Origin of the sequence: Microcystis sp. M049S2, assembly GCF_020245625.1 — a bacterium.
Lineage (GTDB): Bacteria > Cyanobacteriota > Cyanobacteriia > Cyanobacteriales > Microcystaceae > Microcystis > Microcystis ichthyoblabe_A.
On the sequence record NZ_JADBUN010000222.1, the window covers coordinates 11,996 to 34,310 of the forward strand.

Below are 22,315 nucleotides of genomic sequence, written 5' to 3' on the forward strand. Positions count from 1 at the left end.
ATATATGCAAGTTTTGCTTTATTTAATAGGTACTGGTTTTGTTTTATGGCTTCTATATCTTTTTATTATTCATATAGTTATACCAACTCTAACCATAATCTCATGGTTAACTATAATTGTCATCATATTATGTGCAACAGTTACATCTATTGCTGGTATTGGTGTTGGTATTAAGAACTTTATTCAGGTTTTTTACGAAGGGCTTCAAGTAACTAAAACTAAGTCTTATCTGGATAAAGAAAAATCAATTAAATTCTTTAAAGCACAAAAAGCCAAATTAATGTATATCTATGGTGCAGCTTGGTATGTCATGCGATTTGTTAGTATGAATGTATGGCAAAGTACAAAAGACGATGCAGGAAAATGGCTAGAAATTGCGAAAAATAGATTTTCTAATGGACATTTTTCATGGTCTGGTAATATTTGGCAAAAAGTTTGGGCAATAATGGGATTTTACGGACCAGCACTCGGTTTAATGATTGGATGGTTTTTTCATTTTGTAGCAGCTTCTGTCATTGTTGCCCTATTTTTAGGAATACAATTTATTTTCTGTGTCATCGGCACAATGATTACGAGCTTTTTAATGTTGTTTTTGACCGTAGGAAACTACCTATATAGTAGCTTTTATAAAACTTACTACAGATGTCCAGAATGCCATGAACCGATGAAAATTCCCACCTACATTTGTCCAGATTGTTCAACAGAACATACTCGACTTTGGCCGAGTGTTTATGGGGTTTTTAATCATACTTGTAAAGGAGATTTACCTAATACTAATAATTCTAGAGTTTGTAGCAAATCTTTACCAACTCTTACCTATCTTGGACGAGATAAGTTATTGACAAAAGTTTGTCCTAATCCAGAATGTAAACACCCCTTAGATGGGATTGGGGGAATCAACGCTCATATTCCAGTTGTCGGACTTCCTAACTCTGGTAAAAGCCATTATATGTTTATGGCAATCAAACAATTTACAGAAGAATATTCTCCTGCTCATAGTTTAGATGTCAGCATACCTAATTCTTTACACGCTCGAAAGTATGAAGACAATATTAATTCCCTAAAAAATGGTCAACGTTTACTCAAAACTTCTGCGGCGGGTGATAGTGCCAAAGGGTTAAATTTAGAAGTCAAAAAGACTAATCAAGCTGTCCCTAATCTTTTGTATTTCTACGATTTAGCAGGAGAATATATAGATACTGATGAACAAGCAGAGTTACAAAAATACTTCAAGTATGTAGATGGAGCTTTTTTTGTCATTGATCCTTTTTCGATTAAGCAAGTTAGACAAAGATACCAAGACGCACTTTCAAACAATGCTGATATTCAGGATTTACCCAACCAAGACTTAGATGCCGCTTATGAAAGAATGTTATTTTTATTTGAAAAGAATAAAAAGAAAAGAAAAGGAAAAAAATTTACTCAACCTGTTGCCATTATTGTTACTAAAGTGGATTGTGCCGACCTTGAACAACAAATTGGAGTTTATAAAGCTCGTGAATATATGGCGAGCCATTCTGACATAACAAATGAGCAGGATGCGATGAATATTTTAATCAAAAATTTCCTAGAAGATAATGGAGCAGGGAATCTTGTTCGTAATATAGAATTGAATTTTTCTAACGTTCGATTTTTCTCTTGTTCAAATATTGGTTTTAGAGATCAGACAATTGGCAGTAGTAATTCTTCCAATTCTTTTGATGGTGTCCGAGTTTTAGAACCAATGGTATGGCTTATGGAACAAACCAATACCTTACCCCATAAAGCCTCATTTATTTGGCAGTTTTTGCGTTCAACAACGTGGATTAATTATGGTTTACCTGTGTTTATCGCAACCATTATGGCTGGTGTGCTGTTCGGTGGTTATTCCATTATTCGTTGGACTGTTAAAACGCTTCAACCCTCTAATTCTTCTCAATCTTCAGAAATTAAAAAAAGTAATCCTCAATCTCAAATAAGTGACAAAACTTTAACTGAAGAAAAACTAAAAAACATGACTTATACCTTGTATAACACAGCCTACCCATTAACTGACGGTAAATTTTTTCAACAATCACCAAATAGTGCTACAGGTCAATCAGTTGAAATCGAGCAAATATACTTCGGAGATATTAATAATGATAGCTCAGAAGATGGGGTGGTCATCTTAGCAGAAAATGGTGGTGGGAGTGGAATATTTAAGTCATTTCTTGTCATCCTTAATCAAAATAACATCCCTACACAAACATCTAATTTTTACTTAGGAGATCGGACAATAATTGAAAATGTAGAAATAAAAAATAATCAGATTAAACTGACACTTATTACTAATGGGCCTGGCGATGCAGCTTGTTGTCCCAGTCTAAAAGTCACTAAAACTTTCAAATTGCAAGGAAATGAATTATCAGAAGTTGTTCCTACCTCATATTCACCTAATAATTCCCATGTGGCTCTTGTTTCTGACCAAAACATTGCAGAACAAATATTTACTGATTCTTCTTCAACAGCAACCCTTTCACAACAAGATGCTGTCAATCTTATTAAGAAATGGTTACAAGCGAAAAGAACAATGTTTGCTCCCCCTTATGACCGTCAAATTGCTCAGAAAATTACAACGGGTGAACAGTATCAAAAAACAGCTGGTTATAACGGTTCTATAGACTATTTACAGAAGAAAAATAGTCAATATAAATACGGACAGCAAACAATTGATAACGTTGAAAAATTCGTTATCAATGGCAATCAAGCTAGTATTCAAGTTAGTGTAACTGAGCAACAAACTCTCTATATCAATGATAGAGTTGACCCTCAAAATAGCAAAACAGGAAAAATAACTGTTCTTTATAACTTGAAATTAGTTGATGGGAGTTGGAAAATTGAAAGCTCTCAAGTTATCCGCTAGTTAAAATTTACTAAAACTTACCAAGGAGGTAATTCTCAAATGACTAATTCACAACAAATCACAGATGACAAAAACCCAATGCTAGACCAAAATTCTGCCTCTGATATTTTTAATTTAGAAGAGAATAAATTACCTCATGCTGAATTAGAAAAATCTCCCCTCAATCCAGAAAAACTTAAATCTATGCCCCAGAATGTGCCTAATATTGAGCAGAATATTCAACAAGAAGAAACCCCTAATAACTTCAACTTAATTCAGCCAATAATTGATAACATTCATCAAGCTATTGCTCAATTACAAAAAGATTTTGAAGTCAAAGTTAAATACGATGAGAGCAAAGAACGTACCATTAATGCCCTTCATAAAGAGTTGCAAGATTATCGAGAAGATATGGTATTTAAAATTTTACGACCCTTAATTATGGACATTACTAGCATTTACGATCATCTCCAATTACTGACTAAGAAATATGGTAATTTATCTGAATCTAATTCTGCCAATTCCATAGCATCCGAGTTAACAAGCTTCACTGAAGAAATTGAAGAAATAGTTAGCCGTTACGGGTTTAAATTCTATCAAAATGACAGTGAAACTTATGACCGTAGTAAACAAAAAGCACAAAAAATTATTAATACTGATGACTCTACTCTCGATAAACAAATTGTAGAGCATCTGCGGATGGGGTTACAGTATCAAGAGCGAATTGTTCGTCCAGAAACCGTTAGTGTCTATCGTTATGTATCCAATCAATAAAAACCAAAAAATTTTTTCTTACCTCATTCACTTATTTTCTTATGATTGATTCCTCCCGTCCGAATTTCTTCTTACTTCTGGAAATTGACCCGAATCAACCTTGGTCTGAATCAGTATTTCAAGAAATTTTTACTCTGAAACAAACTGAGTGGACTAAAAAAAGCAAACATCCTAAATATCGGATGGAATATAACACCTACTTACAAATGCTTCCTGAAATTAAGGAAGTAATGGAAAATCCAAATTCAAGGCAAATTGAAGCTGATTATTTTCAGCAAAATTTTCAACTCAATAACCCTCAAGTTGAAGCAGAGCCTGATGCTAATCAACTGAATCAAAATAAACCCATTCAAAAAAACGTCAAGGAGACCAAGAAAATGTCTAAAATTACCCCTATTTTTGGTATTGACTTAGGAACGACCTATTCCTGTATCGCTTATGTTGATGAATATGGTCGTCCTAATGTAGTTGCTAATATGGAAGGAGACCGAACCACTCCCTCAGTCGTGCAATTTAATGGTGAGGAAAGAATTGTTGGTAAGGAAGCGAAAAATAGCAGTATGCTTGAGCCAGATAATACTGTAGATATGGTTAAACGCTTCATGGGTAAAGAGGGGTTTTCTTTTGAACATGAAGGAACATCTTATCGCCCCGAAGAAATTTCTTCTTATATTCTCCGTAAATTAGTAAAAGATGCTGAACAACAAACCAGTTATCAAATCAAAGATGTGGTGATTACTTGCCCTGCTTATTTTGGTATTCGTGAACGAGAGGCGACTCAATTGGCAGGGGAAACAGCTGGTTTAAATGTGCGTAGTATTATTAATGAACCTACAGCAGCAGCTATCTGTTATGGAGTCAATGAAGAAGCAGACCAGACGGTTTTAGTTTATGACTTAGGAGGGGGAACTTTTGACATTACTGTAATCAAGATTGAGGGTGGTAATATAACTGTTGTTTGTACCGAAGGAGATCATGATTTAGGTGGAAAAAATTGGGATGAAACCATTGTGACTTATTTGGCTCAACAATGGCAAGAAGAAACAGTATCTAGTGAGGATCCTTTAGAGTCCTCTGAAACTTTACAAGAATTATATGTTCGGGCTGAAGACGCCAAAAAAACCCTAACACAAAAAGGGGAAACTTCTATTCCTGTTATGCACAATATGCAACGAAAAAAAATTGAACTGACTCGTGAAACTTTTGATGAATTAACGAACAGTTTATTAGAAAGAACGATTGAGTTGACTAAAATCGCTATTGCTGAAGCGAAAAAGCGAGGAGTTGAAGACTTTGACCAAATCTTAATGGTAGGAGGTTCTACTAAGATGCCTCAAGTTGCTCGTCGTATTCAAGAAGAATTTGGCAAAGAACCTAAGTTTTGTGAACCCGATGAATCCGTTGCTAAAGGTGCCGCTATCTATGGTCATAAATTAATGCTGGATCAAGAAATTCGTATTAATATATCTGACAAACTTGGACTCAAACCAGAAGACGTTAAACTTGAAAATGTACCAGAAGAAACTAAGCAGAAAGCTGAACAAGAAGTTGCCGAAAATAATGGTTTAACATTAGGTGAAGTTCAAAAAGCAACCGAAACCAAAATTATTAATGTGACAAGTTGTAGTTTTGGCATTAAAGCACGTGTAAAAAATGAAGAAAAATTGGTTAATTTGATTAAGAAAAATGATCCTGTTCCAGCAGATGTTACTCAACGTTTTGGTACAGGATCGGCCAATCAAACAAGTGTTGAACTGTTAATTGCCCAAAATTCTTCAACTGATCAATATTATGAATTACACCTGAGTACAGAAATTGGGCAAGCAGAAATAAGCCTTCCTAGTGGTTTACCTCAAGGTACTCCTATTGATGTCACTTTTAAATTAAATGAACAAGGAATGCTTGAGATGTATGCTAAAGAACTATCAACAGGTCGAGATGCTACTGTCACTATTAAAACAGAAGGGGGTGTAACCGAAGAAGAAAAAGAAGCAATGAAAGCCCGCAACTCTAGTTTGGTCTATAGCTAATTTTTTACCTTTTGTTAGGGAATGGAGAATCATTTATTTTCCATTCTCCTCACTTTTTATAAAGTATTCACCCTGACAACTAAAATAATAAAATCATGAACAATTTTGTTGGTATTGACCTCGGAACTACCTTTTCAGTTGTCGCTTATATTAAAGATGGCAAACCGGAAGTCATTCCTAATAACCAAGGAAAAAGAATTACTCCCTCCGTTATTGATTTAGGTAGTAATCCGCCCCTTGTTGGCGATGATGCCAAAGAAAAACAAGCATTAGGAGATGAACAAGTTTATGCCTTTTTTAAGCGAGATATGGGCAATACCCACGCCCTTTATTTAGAGAATAATCAAGAATATACCCCCATTGATCTATCTTCAATGGTTCTCTCCTATCTTAAACACTGTGCCGAAGATTTTTTAGGTCAATCTGTCACCGATGCTGTGATTACTGTTCCTGCTTATTTTAATAATATGCAGCGTGAAGCCACCATTGAAGCAGGGAAAAAAGCTGGCTTTAATATTCTTAGAATTATTAATGAACCTACCGCTGCTGCGATCGCTTATGGAGTTCGCCCTAATCAAAATAATTCAAAAATTTTGGTTTATGACCTTGGAGGTGGAACATTTGACGTTTCTCTAGTAGAAGTTACAGGAGATGAACTTCGAGTCATTGCTACAGACGGAGATCATATTTTAGGCGGAAAAGATTGGGATGATCGCATTTTACAATTTCTCGCTACCCAATTTGAAGAAGATTTTGGCGTGGAATTAATGGGAGAAGACTTTAATGAATTAATGATTTTAGCAGAAAAAACTAAAATTAGCTTGTCAACAAAACAAGCGGTTAAAGTATCGGTTAAAGGCGGAGGACATCAAGCTAGTTATGAAATTACCCGTCAACAATTTGAGCAATTAACAAAAGACTTAATCGAAAGAACACAAATGTTAGTAAATATTGTCCTTGATGAAGCTAATTTAACATGGAAAGATATTGAGGGAGCAGTCTTAGTGGGGGGTTCTACGAGAATGCCAATGGTGCGTGAATATGTAGAAGAAATGTCAGGTAAACTACCTCTAAGTGGAGTGAATCCCGATGAAGCCGTCGCATTAGGGGCAGCGATTCAAGCCGCAATAGATATAGAAGCAAAACAACAAAAAAATCCTCAATTATTTTTGTCAGGAAAAACTCAATCTACTGAAACTTTACTCTTAGGAGGAGTGAAAAAATCGAGTGATGTTATTAGTCATAGTTTAGGAATGATTGCTGTTAGTGAAAATGGAGATAAATATATTAATAGTATTATTATTTCCAAAAATCAACCGATTCCCTCCCAACAAACCCGTCCCTATCAATTTCGAGTCAAAAAAGGAGAAGAAAATAAACTAGAAGTCTTTATGACACAAGGGGAAACCTTAGATCCTATGAGTTGTGTTTATCTTGGAAATTACGTCTTTACTGACATTCCGATGGTCAACTCGCGATTAGCAATTATTGACATCACTTATTCCTATAATTTGAGTGGTGTTGTTGAAGTTTCTGCGGTTGAAAGGAGTACCCAAAAACCCTTGACTTTAACCATTGAACCAGTCCCTTTAGATGTTCCAGATGATCGATTTACTAAATCTCCTCAAGAAACAGTTGTGCGAGAACATTTGAATATTTACCTTATATTTGACCTGTCTCTCAGTATGGCTTCAGATTCAGTTACTGTCAATCAGCTTATTTCTCAACCCATTACTGTAGATGAATTTAGACGCACAGTAAAGCGTGTTACACAAGACCCTCAAAGTCCGATTCAACAATCTGTCAAAGCTGCCAATAATTTTATTAGTCAATGTGACTTGACCACAACTTCAATCGGCATTATTGAATTTGCAGCAAACTCAAGAACAGCCCTCAAAGCTAATCAAAATATTCGACAAATAAATTGCGGAATTAACAACTTAATTCCCAGTTTACAAAATGGAATTAATGGAAGTGGTACAAGTGCAAATCCTTTTAATGATTTACTTAGCAATTTTAGACACACTAATGGATTAAGATATGGAGTGGTTTTAACTGATGGTGAATGGCAAAATGCTAATGCTGCCATCCAAACAGCTAAACGATGTCATGAAAAAGGAATTGAAATCATTGCTATCGGTTTTGGTGATGCTAACAGAGAATTTTTAAGACAAATTTCTTCACGAGATGATCTAAGTTTCTTTACGGATTTAAACCAATTGACTGAAACCTTTAGTACCATTGCTCAAGAATTAACAGAAAGTGGTGGACAAATTCGTTTAGAAACAACAACTAAACCGCAAGAAACCGAGCCGATCAATCCTGAACCAAATCAAAAATCAAATAATTGGCTGAAATTCTGGTAAATAAAATTAAATATTGTCAGCGATTTTAGCGAATTTTAGTAGATTCAAACCTTATTGTCAATTCAATTAAAGAGGAAACTATGGTTTTCAAACGAGATGCAGACTATTATGAAAAACAAGCTCAAAAATATGAAAAGCAAGCTAATGAATCCTTCAGAAAAGCTGAAGCTTATGATAAGAAAGCTCAAAACCATGTTCAAGGGACATCAGAATCCGTTAAATATACTTCTAAGTATCGAAAAGCCATGGAGGAAGGAACTGATAAAGAAAATAAAGCTAATCAAGCAAGAAGAAAAGCTGAAGAAATTCGTGGAAAAGAAAATGAGCGTTCTTCTGGACGTGGTAAATAATCTAATCGGGAGTTTTATTACTTATACGATCATTATTTTCTTGGTAAACCTTTGAATTTTCTTAACCACCATCATGAGCCTTATTAGTTTATTTCTTAATCTCACTGTTCAACTAATCACAATTACTCTAAAAATTACTTTCCAAATTTTAGCAGCAATTATTCAGTTACCTTTTATGTTATTTAATGGATTATTCTCAGGATCTTCAGGATTTTCTGCTCCCAATTTACAAGGTTTCAAAAAAAGAGGTAAATCATTAGGATTTGGAGCGCAACCCGAAGATCAAGGCAATGCTCACTGGGCAACAGATAGGGAAATTAAAGATGCTCATTTATATAGTTCAGTGGGATTAATTTTGGGTAAATCTTTATCCAATAATCAAGAATTTATTCGCTGGAATCCTGAAGGACATTTAATTACAATTGCTGGAACTGGTTCGGGTAAAGGGATCAGTACCGTTGTGCCGAATCTTCTTACCTATCCTGGGCCGATTGTGGTTACAGATCCCAAAGGAGAAAACTATGAAATTACTGCCAGAGCGCGAAAAGATATAGGACATAAAGTTTATTGTCTTGACCCTTTTAATGTATGTCCTAATGCCTCTAAAGCCCAATTTAACCCCTTAGATTTAATCGATACCTCTAACCCTAATTTTGCCGATGAAGCCAAAATCTTAGCTGATTTATTAGTTTTACGCACAGGAGAAGAAAAAGACCCTCACTGGGATGACAAAGCCAGAGCTATTTTATCTGGAATTATTATGTTTGTTGCTTTCTTTTCTCCTAAAGGAAAACGTAATCTAGGAGAAGTCAGAAATATTGTTATGGCTTCTTCAGATAAGTGGGAAACGATTATAGAAACAATGGAATCAGCCACCGAAGCAGATGGATTAATTGCACGAACAGCAGTGATGATCGAAAGAATGGCGGATGAAGAACGCATGAGTGTTTTCTCTGCTATGGAAAAACATACTGAGTTTCTTGATTCTCGTCCTGTTGTCACTTCCTTAGCCAAAAGCAGTTTTAATATTTGGGATTTAAAAAATGGAAAAATTTCAATTTACTTTGTTTTACCTGCGGCTGAAATAGCCATGTATTCACGTTTATTAAGGGTTTGGATTGGCTCTTGTATTAGAGCAATGGTTAAAAAGCCCGGTAAACCCACTTATCCCACCTTATTTATGCTTGATGAAGCCGCCAATTTAGGTAAAATGGACTTAATTTCTCAAGGGGTTACTTACCTTAGAGGTTATGGCGTTACCTTATGGATTATTCTGCAAAACTTATCTCAACTTGAAGAACTTTATAACAAAGGTTGGGAAACTTTTCTGGGCAATACAGTTATTCAGCAATATTTTGGCATACAAGATATTAAAACCTCAGAATATGTCTCTAAAAAAGCTGGAAAAACCACGATTAGAGTATTAAGTACCAATGAAGGAAGAAACACAGGTGCTTCTAATAATCCTATTGGTTTTTCTATATCTAATTCCAGAGGGCGTTCTTCAGCATTAACTGTTTCTGAAACCCCACGTCCTTTAATTATGCCCGATGAAGTTACTCGTTTAAGTCCCGATGAAGCGATTATCTTTATGCGTGGAAAGCCCCCAATTCCTGTTCAGAAAGTTCCTTATTTTCTAGATCCCTTTTTTGCTGGAATGTATGACGATAATCCTTATCATCAATCTATGTAAGTTTTTTTACCATTAACACAACCCAAAACCATTAGGAGAATATTATGTTTAACTCAAAAGGCTTTTTAAGCAAAAAACAACCTATAGAAGATGATATATTTCCCATGAATATTCTAATCGAAAACAGAGTTTCTAATGATGATTTAACAGATATTATTTCTCAAATACTTAACTTAGAAAGGAAAGATATTTTTGTTGTTGAAGATATCCAAGATTTGCGAATTAAAATTCCTAATAATATTAAAGTCATTTGTGAAACTATCAATATTGAAGGTGATTTCCGAACTTCTCTTAGTCTTTATCCTAAAAGTAAAATAGCGCAATATATTATCCAACAATTTTGCAATGAAAATCAATTAGCAAAAAAAATATGCGATATATTGAAATGCAATTGTTTAACCAAAAAGGAATCTTTATCAGATGAAGATTGTTATTGGTTAATTCAACATAACTCTGATGAACTCAGATATCTATATTTAGATTCTCAAAAATTAGATGAAGGTATTTATGTAATTGAAAAAAACTAGAAAGATATATGATCTATTTAAAATTATTATGGAGACAAACATGGATACTAATCAAAAATTTCCTCTAGGACGTAACCGAGAAGGAACACTAAATGATTTAAAAGAGCCGAAAGAATGTCATTATAATGATTGTATTTTGACAAGACAACAGAGAGATAATGTCAATCCAAAAAATGTTGTAGGTGACAGAAAAACAATTAAAGAGGATTTAGAAAAAATTAAAAAGGGTCAATTTGATAAAAAGGAGACATTACAAACAGAAACGGGAACTGTAACTCGATTTACAGTTCAAAATCGTTCCTATTTGACAACAGGAAGTGGTAAAATTTGTCCTGAAGCTGGTTCTCCAGGCACGACTCAACTTAATAAATGTCAAACTGGAATACTTTCAACATTAAATGAACGAGGATTATCATCAAACTCTAAGGAAATTCTGTTAAATAGACAAAATTCTAGTCCGCAAAATGTCGATAAAGCGATAGAAGTATGGCAAAAGGGTAAAGGGAAAAATGTAAGTTCTCAAGAGATAGATACTTGGAAACGTCAATATGCAAGCGAATATAAGAAGAAAAATTCACCAACTTTGACCCAGAGTAAAAGTCTTTCTCAAAGAAAACGATGATAGTTTTATCAGGAATTGAAAGTTATTTTATTTAAGAGCCAAACTATTCTTATCTTCAAATCAAAATTATGAAAATGTTAAACTACTTAAAACTCCAAACTATTTTTTCAGAGAGAGCCTTTTTAGCAATTATCGCCGAAACCTATGAAAGCTCTAAAACAGAAACAGGTGGAATTTTCTTGGGAATAAAAACAGTTAATATATGGTACATTCTCGAAACATTAGATCCAGGCATACATCCTATTTTTCAACCCGGTTATTTTGAATATGATACTGAGTATATTAATCATTTATCTAAGAAAATAGGAAGATATTATCAGGAACCTATAGAACTTCTTGGACTTTGGCATAGACATCCTAGTAGTTTTGATTGTTTTTCACAAACTGATGATATAACAAATAAAAAATATGCTTCTCAAAATTCTGATGGAGCTATTTCTGCCCTAGTTAATCTTGACCCTGATTTCCGATTAACGATGTACCATGTTTTAATTGAACCCGATTCTTTATCACGCCCTCAATATACTAAAATTCCTATAGAAGTAGGCGACCACCTCATCCCAGAAAAATTTTTAACCCTCAAATCCTTCCCAGATTCCTTAGAAAATATTAATCAACATTGAAAATATAGCTATAATGAGAAAAATTATCTTCATAGATTATGCCAAGACTAAATACAAGTGATACAGTTAAAGAACAACTCTCTCTTTTGTTAAGAAGATTATTAACGTATGTAAACGGTGAATTAGTAGATCAAGCTTATTGGTCAGATAAAATAATCTATAACTGGTTGAAATATGATAAACCTCACCCAAAACTAATTGTCAAAACAGAATTAAAGGTTTTGGTAGATTTTTGCAACGCTGATACTAAAAAAACATCAGTTATTTCTCTCACTACAATTCAGATGAGAAATGTTCTTGATGTTTTAAAAGATTGGGGAATTCTTACAGATAATCGCACGAATCCTCAAGGATCACGACAACGGCACTTCACCCTCAACCTTTGGAGTTCATTTACAGAAGAAAATTTGTGGAAGTTTGAAGAAGAATGGGATAAGCGTAAATCTCCTGGTCTTGAAAACTCATCGGTTAAAACAGAAATAAATTATGATAATTTCGGATTAATTCCTGATACTTCTCAGATTTATGGGAGAGAAAAAGAACTAGAATTATTAAAACAAAAGTTTTTTCAAAATAGTCCCCCGTGTAAAATTATCGGAATTTTCGGAATAGCAGGAATCGGAAAAACATCTCTTGTCTGTAAACTGATTGAGCAAATTCAAGAGGAATTTCCCCGTGTTATCTATTGGTCTTTTTTGAATCCTCCTTTACCCCTAGAATTTCTGGAAAATACAAGTAATATTATTTCACAAAATATTAGTTTTAAGACAGAAGATAATTTTAAAATAAAACTGATAAAATTTATCAAGATACTAGCCAAATATCGTTGTTTATTATTTTTAGATAATATTGATGCGATTATTGAGCATGAAAACTATCGAGAATATAGCGAAATTTTACAAGCAATTGGTCAGTCAAAGCACAACAGCTGTTTAATTATAACCAGTCGAAAAATTCCTCAAGAACTTGAATCGTTAGTGGGAAATAAAACTTCAACTTATTTCCGAGAGTTACAAGGACTTGACTATCAAACTGGACGACAAATTTTGGGAGATATTGACACCTTTCATGGTTCAGAGGATGAATGGCAATTTTTAATTCAACAAGTCTGTCACGGCAATCCTTTATTCATCAAATCTATCGCTCATCATATTCAAGAAGTTCATCATAATAATCTCTCGGATTTTCTGTTAAAAGGGAATCTTCTGATAGAAAAAATTGAGTCTATTTTAAATTCTTACTTTCAGCAACTATCTAATTTAGAAAAAGCGATTATTTTTGAGTTAGCGATTAATCGAAATCCAGTTTCTTTGTCGGAACTAGAACATAATATTATCATTGAACCTGATGGTAAAAGTATCCAAGAAGGGATCAGATCATTATCTAGCAAAATTCTGTTAGATAAAAAAGATGACTACTTTACCATACATCCTCTACTGATTGAATATTTCACTCAAAAAATTATTACCATAGCAACCGAAGAAATCAAAACTCAAAAATTCCAATTATTAAGAAGTAACTCCTTGACTAAAACTACTGTTCCTGATTATCTAAGAAAGATTCAAATTAATGTTATTTTACACCCAATAATCAATAACTTAATTCATAATTTTCAAGAAAATAATCTAGAAAGCAAACTAATTGATTGTTTAAAGACATTAAAAAATGAACCTTCTGGACAAATTGGCGGCATTGCTGGCAATATTATTAACTTACTTAATATACTGAAAAATGGTCACTTAATCGGCTACGATTTTTCCCATATCTCCATTCGACAAGTCGATTTTTCAAACATTAGACTCAACCAAGTATATTTTTCCTATTCACAGTTTTTTGACTGTATTTTCCCTCAAACTTGTGGCAGTATTTTATCAATTTCTTGCAGTCAGTTTAATCGCTCTTTTCCAAGAGAAGAGCTTTTAGCAACTGGTGACAGTCATGGGATGATTTACCTCTGGAAAGTCAAACAAGATGGAAAATTAGAATTAAGCAAAAGTTTTCCTGCTCACGGAAGCTGGGTGTGGTCAGTAGCCTTAAATTCCGAGGGACAGTTACTAGCAAGTGGGGGACAAGACGGAATTGTTAAAATTTGGTCTATTACAACAGATCTATCTATAAATTGTCATTCTTTGCCCCACCCTTCTCAAAAACATTATGCTCCTATTAGATCAGTTACTTTTAGTGCTGATAGTAAGTTTTTAGCCACAGGAAGTGAGGACAAAACTATTAAAATATGGTCAGTTGAAACAGGAGAATGTCTCCACACCCTTGAAGGACATCAAGAACGAGTAGGTGGTGTTACCTTTAGTCCAAATGGTCAACTTTTAGCCAGTGGGAGCGCTGATAAAACTATCAAAATATGGTCAGTTGACACGGGAGAATGTCTCCATACTCTTACAGGACACCAAGATTGGGTTTGGCAAGTTGCCTTTAGTTCCGATGGTCAACTTCTAGCCAGTGGAAGTGGGGATAAAACCATTAAAATATGGTCTATTATAGAAGGAAAATATCAAAATATTGATACTTTAACAGGACACGAAAGCTGGATTTGGTCAATTGCTTTTAGTCCGGACGGTCAATATATAGCCAGTGGGAGTGAAGATTTTACACTGCGGTTATGGTCAGTAAAAACCAGAGAATGTCTTCAATGTTTTAGGGGATATGGCAATCGATTATCATCGATTACTTTCAGCACCGATAGTCAATATATTTTGAGTGGTTCTATAGATCGTTCGATCCGATTATGGTCTATCAAAAACCATAAATGTCTTCAACAGATTAATGGTCATACTGACTGGATCTGTTCAGTAGCTTTTAGTCCCGATGGAAAAACATTGATAAGTGGAAGCGGAGATCAAACGATTAGATTATGGTCAGGGGAAAGTGGCAAAGTAATTAAAATTTTACAAGAAAAAGATTATTGGGTTTTATTGCATCAAGTCGCAGTTAGTCCGAATGGTCAACTGATTGCTAGTACCAGTCACGATAACACCATCAAACTTTGGGATATTAGGACAGATGAAAAATACACTTTTTCCCCAGAACATCAAAAGCGCGTATGGTCGATTGCTTTTAGTCCTAATAGTCAAATGCTGGTAAGTGGTAGTGGAGATAATTCTGTTAAGCTTTGGTCAGTTCCGAGAGGATTTTGTCTTAAAACTTTTGAGGAACATCAGGCCTGGGTATTATCAGTAAATTTTAGTCTTGATGGAAAATTAATAGCAACTGGTAGTGAAGATCGAACTATTAAACTCTGGTCTATTGAAGGTGATATGACTCAATCTTTGCGGACTTTTAAAGGTCATCAAGGAAGAATTTGGTCTGTTGTCTTTAGCTCTGACGGTCAGCGATTAGCCAGTTCAAGTGATGATCAAACGGTCAAAGTTTGGCAAGTCAAAGATGGTAGATTAATTAATAGTTTTGAAGGTCATAAGTCTTGGGTATGGTCAGTAGCTTTTAGTCCCGATGGGAAGTTACTAGCAAGTGGGGGGGATGACGCAACGATCCGAATTTGGGATGTTGAAACAGGTGAACTTCATCAACTCCTGCGTGAACATACTAAAAGTGTCAGATCAGTCTGTTTTAGTCCCAACGGTAACACATTGGCCAGCGCAGGTGAAGACGAGACGATTAAACTTTGGAACCTAAAAACAGGAGAATGTCAGAACACTTTACGCTCTCCTAGACTTTATGAACAAACAAATATTAAGGGAGTAGAAGGGTTGAATTATGAAACGAGCAACACCATGAAAATTTTAGGAGCTTTTCTGTCACGTTGAAAAGAAGATATAAGTTAGTCAAGGTAGTCTCAATGAGAGGTAATCCCGATCTGAAAATCCCTAAAACCCCACACCCCACTTCATAATTCATCATTCATAATTCATAATTCACCCTCCCATGTAGTCTTAACGGGTTACTCCATCCACCACTGGACGGACATCGCTGCCCTCAAAATAGCCGGGGTTGCCTGTCCAGTTGAAATCCGACACGCGGATGTTGAGTATTCCCAACTGCAGCACCGGGTTATACCGCAAAATTAAACTATAGGTGCGACGACTCCATTCGAGAAAATATTCTGTACTGATTTCCTTAGCTTGATCGATACTATAAACACTCTGGAAACCCACACGGATCGGACCATACACCTGTTGAGTTATACCATAGGACATTGTTTGTTGATCAACAAAGCGATCAAAGAAAAAGGGTGATTGTCCGTTAACCAAACCCTGACTAAAACTAATATTAAACCCAGTATAGTCGAAAAAATTGCGGGAAAAACGCCCAAACTGCCCTAATAATCCCACGGTTCCCGTGACGGAATTTTGCGTCTCTCCATTGGTGTAATAACCGGTGACACCGGTGACACCGGTGACAAGAGCAATATAGGGTTGAACGGGAACGGGAGAAAATCTTAAACCTTGGTCGGGGGTCGGTGGTAAAGTGGGAGCAGACCAGAGTAAAAAACTGCGATTGAGGGAGACAGCACCCTGAAAACGGCTTAAATTAGTAACATTATCTGTTGCATTGGCCGCTAGGAGGTCACTGCGATCGGTGGGTGCGTTGACATTCTGTAGGGAAGCTTGATAACTGAGTCTAATATCCGTATTCGGGACGACAATCACCGGTGAGGTCAAAATTGCCCCAAAACTGCTATTAACCGTCTGAAAACCTAAAGAACCGTTAAAGAGACGCTCGCGATAATTGTACTCCACATTGAGCAGATAGGGATCTTGCAACTGTCCGATCGTCTGTTGAAAGCGAATTTTAGAACGAACACTGTTTTCGATCTGTTCCAAATCTAAATTAGAAAAAGAAGCTGTCGCTTGCAAAAACGAGCGCTCACCAAAATTAGTGGCAAAATTGCCCAATAAACCAAAAGCTTTCGGACTAAGGGGCGAAACTTCACCACCTCCCGGGTTAGCTGAGGGAAAAGCATCGGGATTAAGGACTTTTTGAATTAAATATTGCGGTGTCAACTCAAAAATAGTCTTCGGTGTCTCCACTAAAGTTAGGGGACTTTCTACGAAAAATCCGCCCCGATCCTCCCCATCATAGCCCGGGGCAATTAAAAAAGGACGACGACGACGGCGATCGAAAGTGAGACTATTAATAAAAGTGGGTGCCACTACCCGTTGATCGAAAACCAACTGGGAATTACTCATCCGCAACTCATCGGTAAAGGGGCCGGTACTGCGAAAAGTGGCGGAATTGGCCCGAACTTCCAATTCAGGGGGGGAAAAAGGGTCATTTGTCAGACGCACATTAGTGGCATTCCACACCTTACCATCAAAATTTAAGCGTTCGGCCTGAAAACGGACACGATTAATCGTTCCCCCCGACGGACTACTAATATTCTGTCGATCGCGCCGACTGGGATCCTGTCCCCCGACGACAAATTGAAAACCCTCTCCCGTGGTGATTCTCTGCAAGGGTTGATTTAATGCCAAACGATCGGTTAGGGTTCCAAAAGAACCACCGGCCCCCACATCCGTGGGCAGCGTTTGCCCTAAATCCCTAGCGGTGCTGGGTTGAAAAATCTCCCCATTAGCATTAAATACCACACCGCTATCCTGGACGAAATAATACTCAAAGCGATCGCCGCGCAGGATTTGATCTCCCCGGGTTAGGATCACCTGGCCCTCCGCTACCGCTAACTTTTCGGGAAGATTAATCTGTAAGCGATCGGCTGTTAGTACACTTTGGGCAAAACGTAGGGTGACATTACCCCTAGCGGTGATAATCTGCCGATTTTGGTCAAATTCCTGCTCATCGGCCACTAATTCTAGGGGTCTTTCCCCTTCTGGATTAACTGCAGCGGTCTGAGCTAGGCTGTTATTGAGAGAAATCAAGTATTCTTGGCTGGTTTTTTCGCCTTTTTTCCGCACTAATAGCCGAGTTGAGCCATTTTTCTGGTTAAGAGCTTTTTGATTTAATCCTGAAACTATCTCGGTTTCGGGATGAATGGTGACACCAACGGCTGCGGGGGGTGGAGAATTCTGAACAGAAAGGGGTTTTCCTAAAGCTGCCGCATCACCCCCACTGCTAGGTAAAGGTTCTAGGGGAATACCCTGATCGGGAAGCAAGGGTTTTACCTCGACGGTTTCCGGGGGTGGAGTGACGGTGAGGGGAATAGAAACGCTCTCTTCTGAAGGCTTTTTTGCTTCTAGAGGTACTGGGGTGACAGGGAGGGGAACTACAGACGTGGAAATATTTTCAGAAACTTGATGCTCCTCCGTTTCCGGTTCGGCTACAGTATTAATCAGGGCAGGTGGTTCAACAGCTAAGAAAAAAAAAGACATGACTGCACGAGTCGGCGATCGAAATAGAGGACGAGCGAACCTCAATGATACTACCATGATCATTATTTCTAGGGAGACAGGGAAAGTTTAATAACTTGTTCCCTGTGCCTCTACCCTAGAACCAGTTTGTTAATTGTCTTCTACTCAAAGTCTTTGCGTCCGGGGTTACGGGTAGGATCGCCGGAAAGGAAGCCAAAGATAAAAAGTAAGACAAAGAAGGAAACAACGATATAAACGGCGATTTTTAGGGTTAACATTACTAAGACGTTCTCCTTAGACTAGATTAATTCAATAACAGGGGTGAGCATACCTTGACCTACTTTACCCCATTTGGGCGATCCCTGAACAGAGAAAAGTGATCGGTTCTCAGTGAGCAGATGTGAGTTTTTAGTTTACTGATTACTGTTTATTGGGTACTGATCACTGAAAATACGACTAAATAGCCTATTTTTAGCTGATTTATGAATAATATCGGTAAATTATATGTGGTGGGAACGCCGATCGGCAATTTAGACGATCTGACTTTGCGGGCCCTGGCAACTCTCAAAAAAGTCTCTCTAATTGCTGCCGAAGATACCAGACACACGGGCAAATTATTACAGCATTTTGATATTTCAACCCCTCAAATTAGTTACCATGAACATAATCGCCTTTCCCGTCTCGATGAGTTATTAAATATTCTCAGCCAAGGTCAGGATATCGCTTTGGTTACTGATGCGGGAATGCCGGGGATTTCTGACCCTGGTTATGAGTTAATTAAAGCTTGTATAGAAGCTCAGATCGAAGTGGTTCCCATCCCCGGAGTAACGGCGGTAATTACTGCTTTAGCGGTGTCGGGATTACCGACGGAAAGATTCTGTTTTGAAGGATTTCTTCCGGGTAAGGAAAAGCTGAGACAAGAGCGCTTAGAGGGTTTAAAAACTGAAACGAGAACGATGGTTTTTTATGAAGCACCCCACAAACTTATTAAGACTTTGGAGGATTTACGGGAAACTTTCGGACCAACGAGAAAGATAGTTTTAGGTCGGGAATTAACCAAGCTTTACGAAGAAATTTGGCGAGGAACTGTCGCCGAGGCGATTAATTTATATCTGGCGAATAAAAGTCCTAAAGGAGAATTTACTATCGTAGTTATGGGCAACAATCGGTTCGATACTATCCAATTATCCGACGAGGAATTAAAACGGGAATTAAAACAAATTATCGAAGGAGGAGTTAGTCGATCGCAAGCCAGCAGACAATTAGCACAGGTTACTAATTTATCCCGCAGTCGTTTATACAAATTAGCCCTAGAAATTTGATGATTATCAATTTTTATTCCCACCGCTAACCCTCGATTACTTAGCTGATTGAAGTAACAAAATTCCCCCAGCAGTTAATCCCAAAATATTGGGCAACCAAGCGGCCATCAAGGGGGTTAAAACTCCGCCAATGCCTAAGGAACTGGTGACAAAAGATAGGAGATAATAGGAGAAAATTAGGACAATACAAATACCGAAACTGGTGGCTTTGTTAGAATTTTGGGGACGTAATCCCAAGGCTGCGCCAATCATCCCAAAAACTAAACAAACAAAGGGTAAAGATATTTTCTGCTCGATTTGAACCTGTAGTTTTCTAATTTTGGTAGGATTGCCGCTTAATTGCAGTATTTTTAGGTATTCCTGCGCTTGTCTGAGGGTCATTTCTGAACCATCTCGGCCTCGAAAAGCTAAATCTAAAGGGGTACGCGGTAGGGCTAATTGTTGATGTTGAAAGCGGACAATATTACGATAGGAACCATTAGGATCAATTAGATAAATTGTGCCGTTATAAAAATCCCAAATATTTTTCTCAATATTCCAAGAAGCTGATTCTGAGGTAATAATTTGATTAACTTCCGGTTGGGTGCGATCGAGAATGGTTAAACCTAACATTTCTTGACCGTTAAATCTTTCGGCATAAAATAACCTTCTTAATACCGTTTGCGATTCCCCTCCATCCGGTGGCCGCACTTTGCCGTATTCAGGATAAATAATATTATCTTCAATAAAAGATTTGCGATTTGGTCGCAGAGCTTTCGTCATGGTAGCATTAGCTTCATAACTGGCAGCTGGAGCCACATAATCATTAAAAACGTAGGTTAATCCCGTCACTATTAAACTTAGCACAATGGCGGGAATTATTAGGCGATAAACACTAATTCCAATACTTTTAAAAGCAATTAATTCGCTATCACTGGCTAAACGACTGTAGGCCATTAAAGCTGCTAAAAGTATCGACATGGGAAAGGCTAAAACAATAAACTCTGGCATTTTTAATAAGAGAATTTTTAGGGCCAAAGTAAAAGGTAAACCCGATTCAGTAATCCGTCGCACTAAATCAAATAAAGTGCCGATCGCCACTCCCAAGGAAGTGAATAAACCCATACCAAATAGAAAGGGTAATAATAACTCGACAAAAATATAGCGGTCTAAGATGGTGAATCCGGGTATTCTACTTAAATTTCCTTGCCAATTGCCAACTTTCATGATATAATGCAGCGATTTTTTTATTAATAACAATTATCTTAAGAAATTATCACCCAAATAATACTGACGCACCAGAGGATTATTATACAGTTCTTCGCCACTTCCCGCCGCTAAAATCTGTCCTTCGCGCATGATATAAGCCCGATTAGTGATAGCCAAAGTTTCTCGAACATTGTGATCGGTAATTAAAATTCCCATCTGACGATCCCTTAAACCAGCGATCATCGCTTGAATCTCGGACACAGCGATCGGATCCACCCCAGCGAACGGTTCATCTAATAACAAAAATCTTGGTCCGTTGACTCCCACCGCTAAAGCGCGAGCTAATTCCGTCCTTCTTCTTTCTCCTCCAGAAACGTAAGCGCCTTTAGTGCTAACAATCTTATCGAGGCGAAATTCTTTTAGTAAATCATAGAGACGATTTGCCCGTTGGGAAAAAGGAACTCCCGACTGTTCTAGGGCTAACTGAATATTTTCTGATACAGTTAAATAACGAAAAATACTGGCCTGCTGCGTTAGATAGCCAATACCCAGACGCGCCCTTTGATTAAGAGGTAATTTGGTAATTTCTTTTTGATCGAGCCAAACGCGCCCCAGATTCGGTTTAATTAATCCCGTGGCGATATAAAAAGTTGTGGTTTTCCCCGCGCCATTTGGTCCTAATAACCCGACAATTTCCCCCGGGGCAACGGTAATACTCACTCGGTTAACCACGAGTCTTTTACCGTAGGATTTATGGATATTTTCTAATACTAAAGTCATCTTTATCCGGTGTTGGGGTGTGGGGTGTGGGGTGTGGGGTGTGGGGTGTAGGGTGCAGGGTGTGGGGTGTGGGGTGTAGGGTGTAGGGTGTGGGGTGTGGGGAAGTGGGGGGGTGGGGTGTAGGGTGTAGGGTGTGGGAAGAATAACTAAAAATAATCTCCTGATTCCTGATTCCTGACTCCTGACTCCTAATCACTGCGGGTTAATAATTGGAGCAGCGGGGAGGGAAGGGGAAGGTATGGGTGCAGGTGTCGGGGAAGCTGCCGGTTGGGGAGATGTTTCGTTATCTTTGACTAAATAAATTGACTCCACCTGCTGACTGGTTTGGGGAGTAGCGATAAATCTACCCTCATCGACTAGATAAGTCATCGTTTCAGCGCGGATACTGTTACCTTCCTGCAAAACATAAACGTTACCCGTCATCACTAAACGACGTTCGCGGCTAAAATACTGAGCTTGGGCAGAAGTGGCCTGCATTTTGCGGGCAGGGTAGAACACTTGTACGTTACCCCGAGCGGTAATTACCCCCGTTTTTGAGTTTGCCTCCTGAATATCCGATCGCACTGTCATGGCATTACCGGGTACAATATTCTGCTGTGCCTTGACTAGGGGAGAAGTACCTAATCCCATGACTAAGCTAGTAGAAACGAGGGTAACTAGCCATCCCCTGATTTTTGTGGATCTTGCTCTCATAGAAATGTCACCTATAAGTAAATGGTTTCAATTAAATTGAAGATAAATCGCCCCTTGATCCTCCCTTAATCCCCCCTTGATAAGCTGTCCTTTAGTCACATCTTTCTTAACATTTCAAACCTTTGTAGCACAAGGCTTTCAAGACTCGGTTAACAATTTGTAATATTCCTTGTTGACACCCTTACTGACAAAGAAAAAACTGAAATCAA

Annotated in this window: 16 protein-coding genes; 11 read left to right on the plus strand and 5 right to left on the minus strand. The window is 37.4% G+C overall.

Features of this window, described 5'->3' with window-relative positions; genetic code table 11:
• The first annotated feature begins 4 nt into the window (after nt 1–4).
• The 10 genes from IM496_RS18150 (at nt 5) to IM496_RS18195 (ending at nt 15,624) form a co-directional block, all read left to right on the plus strand.
• The gene (locus IM496_RS18150) at nt 5–2,881 is read left to right on the plus strand and encodes an IMS domain-containing protein (protein WP_287662820.1); all 2,877 of its coding nucleotides are present in this window, start codon (nt 5–7) and stop codon (nt 2,879–2,881) included.
• A 78-nt stretch (nt 2,882–2,959) separates the two neighbouring features.
• Nucleotides 2,960–3,634 carry a nucleotide exchange factor GrpE gene (gene grpE / locus IM496_RS18155; RefSeq protein WP_287662822.1) on the plus strand — a complete coding sequence of 225 codons (675 nt, stop codon included), beginning with the start codon at nt 2,960–2,962 and terminating at the stop codon, nt 3,632–3,634.
• A 41-nt stretch (nt 3,635–3,675) separates the two neighbouring features.
• Entirely contained in the window at nt 3,676–5,664 is a 1,989-nt protein-coding gene (locus IM496_RS18160) for an Hsp70 family protein (protein ID WP_287662824.1), read from the plus strand.
• Nucleotides 5,665–5,759: 95 nt separating this feature from the next.
• Nucleotides 5,760–8,030 carry an Hsp70 family protein gene (locus IM496_RS18165; RefSeq protein ID WP_287662826.1) on the plus strand — a complete coding sequence of 757 codons (2,271 nt, stop codon included), beginning with the start codon at nt 5,760–5,762 and terminating at the stop codon, nt 8,028–8,030.
• Between the two features lie 80 nt (nt 8,031–8,110).
• Nucleotides 8,111–8,380: a hypothetical protein gene (locus IM496_RS18170; RefSeq protein WP_287662827.1), complete on the plus strand. Its 270-nt coding sequence runs from the start codon at nt 8,111–8,113 to the stop codon at nt 8,378–8,380.
• Between the two features lie 73 nt (nt 8,381–8,453).
• Entirely contained in the window at nt 8,454–10,073 is a 1,620-nt protein-coding gene (locus IM496_RS18175; RefSeq protein ID WP_287662828.1) for a type IV secretory system conjugative DNA transfer family protein, read from the plus strand.
• Nucleotides 10,074–10,117: 44 nt separating this feature from the next.
• Complete coding sequence (locus IM496_RS18180) at nt 10,118–10,600, plus strand: hypothetical protein (RefSeq protein WP_110543446.1); 483 nt, start codon at nt 10,118–10,120, stop codon at nt 10,598–10,600.
• A 40-nt stretch (nt 10,601–10,640) separates the two neighbouring features.
• Nucleotides 10,641–11,222, plus strand: a complete 582-nt coding sequence (locus IM496_RS18185) for a hypothetical protein (RefSeq protein ID WP_287662830.1) — start codon at nt 10,641–10,643, stop codon at nt 11,220–11,222.
• Between the two features lie 74 nt (nt 11,223–11,296).
• Entirely contained in the window at nt 11,297–11,845 is a 549-nt protein-coding gene (locus tag IM496_RS22755; protein WP_110543496.1) for a Mov34/MPN/PAD-1 family protein, read from the plus strand.
• Nucleotides 11,846–11,883: 38 nt separating this feature from the next.
• Nucleotides 11,884–15,624 carry a WD40 repeat domain-containing protein gene (locus tag IM496_RS18195; RefSeq protein WP_287662831.1) on the plus strand — a complete coding sequence of 1,247 codons (3,741 nt, stop codon included), beginning with the start codon at nt 11,884–11,886 and terminating at the stop codon, nt 15,622–15,624.
• Between the two features lie 126 nt (nt 15,625–15,750).
• On the opposite strand, the gene IM496_RS18200 is transcribed toward IM496_RS18195, so the two are convergent.
• Nucleotides 15,751–18,144: a DUF3769 domain-containing protein gene (locus IM496_RS18200; RefSeq protein ID WP_287662832.1), complete on the minus strand. Its 2,394-nt coding sequence runs from the start codon at nt 18,142–18,144 to the stop codon at nt 15,751–15,753.
• A 140-nt stretch (nt 18,145–18,284) separates the two neighbouring features.
• Nucleotides 18,285–18,401 carry a photosystem II reaction center protein I gene (locus IM496_RS18205; protein ID WP_002732356.1) on the minus strand — a complete coding sequence of 39 codons (117 nt, stop codon included), beginning with the start codon at nt 18,399–18,401 and terminating at the stop codon, nt 18,285–18,287.
• Between the two features lie 204 nt (nt 18,402–18,605).
• Here IM496_RS18205 and rsmI point away from each other — a divergent pair, with 204 nt between their 5' ends.
• Nucleotides 18,606–19,445, plus strand: coding sequence for a 16S rRNA (cytidine(1402)-2'-O)-methyltransferase (rsmI, locus tag IM496_RS18210; protein ID WP_287662833.1), 840 nt, complete (start codon nt 18,606–18,608; stop codon nt 19,443–19,445).
• Between the two features lie 36 nt (nt 19,446–19,481).
• Here rsmI and IM496_RS18215 read toward each other — a convergent pair whose 3' ends face one another.
• From IM496_RS18215 to IM496_RS18225, 3 genes are all read right to left on the minus strand, one after another.
• Nucleotides 19,482–20,651 (minus strand): LptF/LptG family permease, encoded by a 1,170-nt coding sequence (locus tag IM496_RS18215; protein ID WP_194017306.1) that lies wholly within the window; start codon nt 20,649–20,651, stop codon nt 19,482–19,484.
• Between the two features lie 33 nt (nt 20,652–20,684).
• On the minus strand, nt 20,685–21,413 hold the full coding sequence (gene lptB / locus IM496_RS18220; protein WP_194017304.1) for an LPS export ABC transporter ATP-binding protein: 729 nt from the start codon (nt 21,411–21,413) through the stop codon (nt 20,685–20,687).
• Nucleotides 21,414–21,605: 192 nt separating this feature from the next.
• Nucleotides 21,606–22,106, minus strand: coding sequence for an LptA/OstA family protein (locus tag IM496_RS18225; protein ID WP_194018272.1), 501 nt, complete (start codon nt 22,104–22,106; stop codon nt 21,606–21,608).
• Nucleotides 22,107–22,315 lie beyond the last annotated feature (209 nt).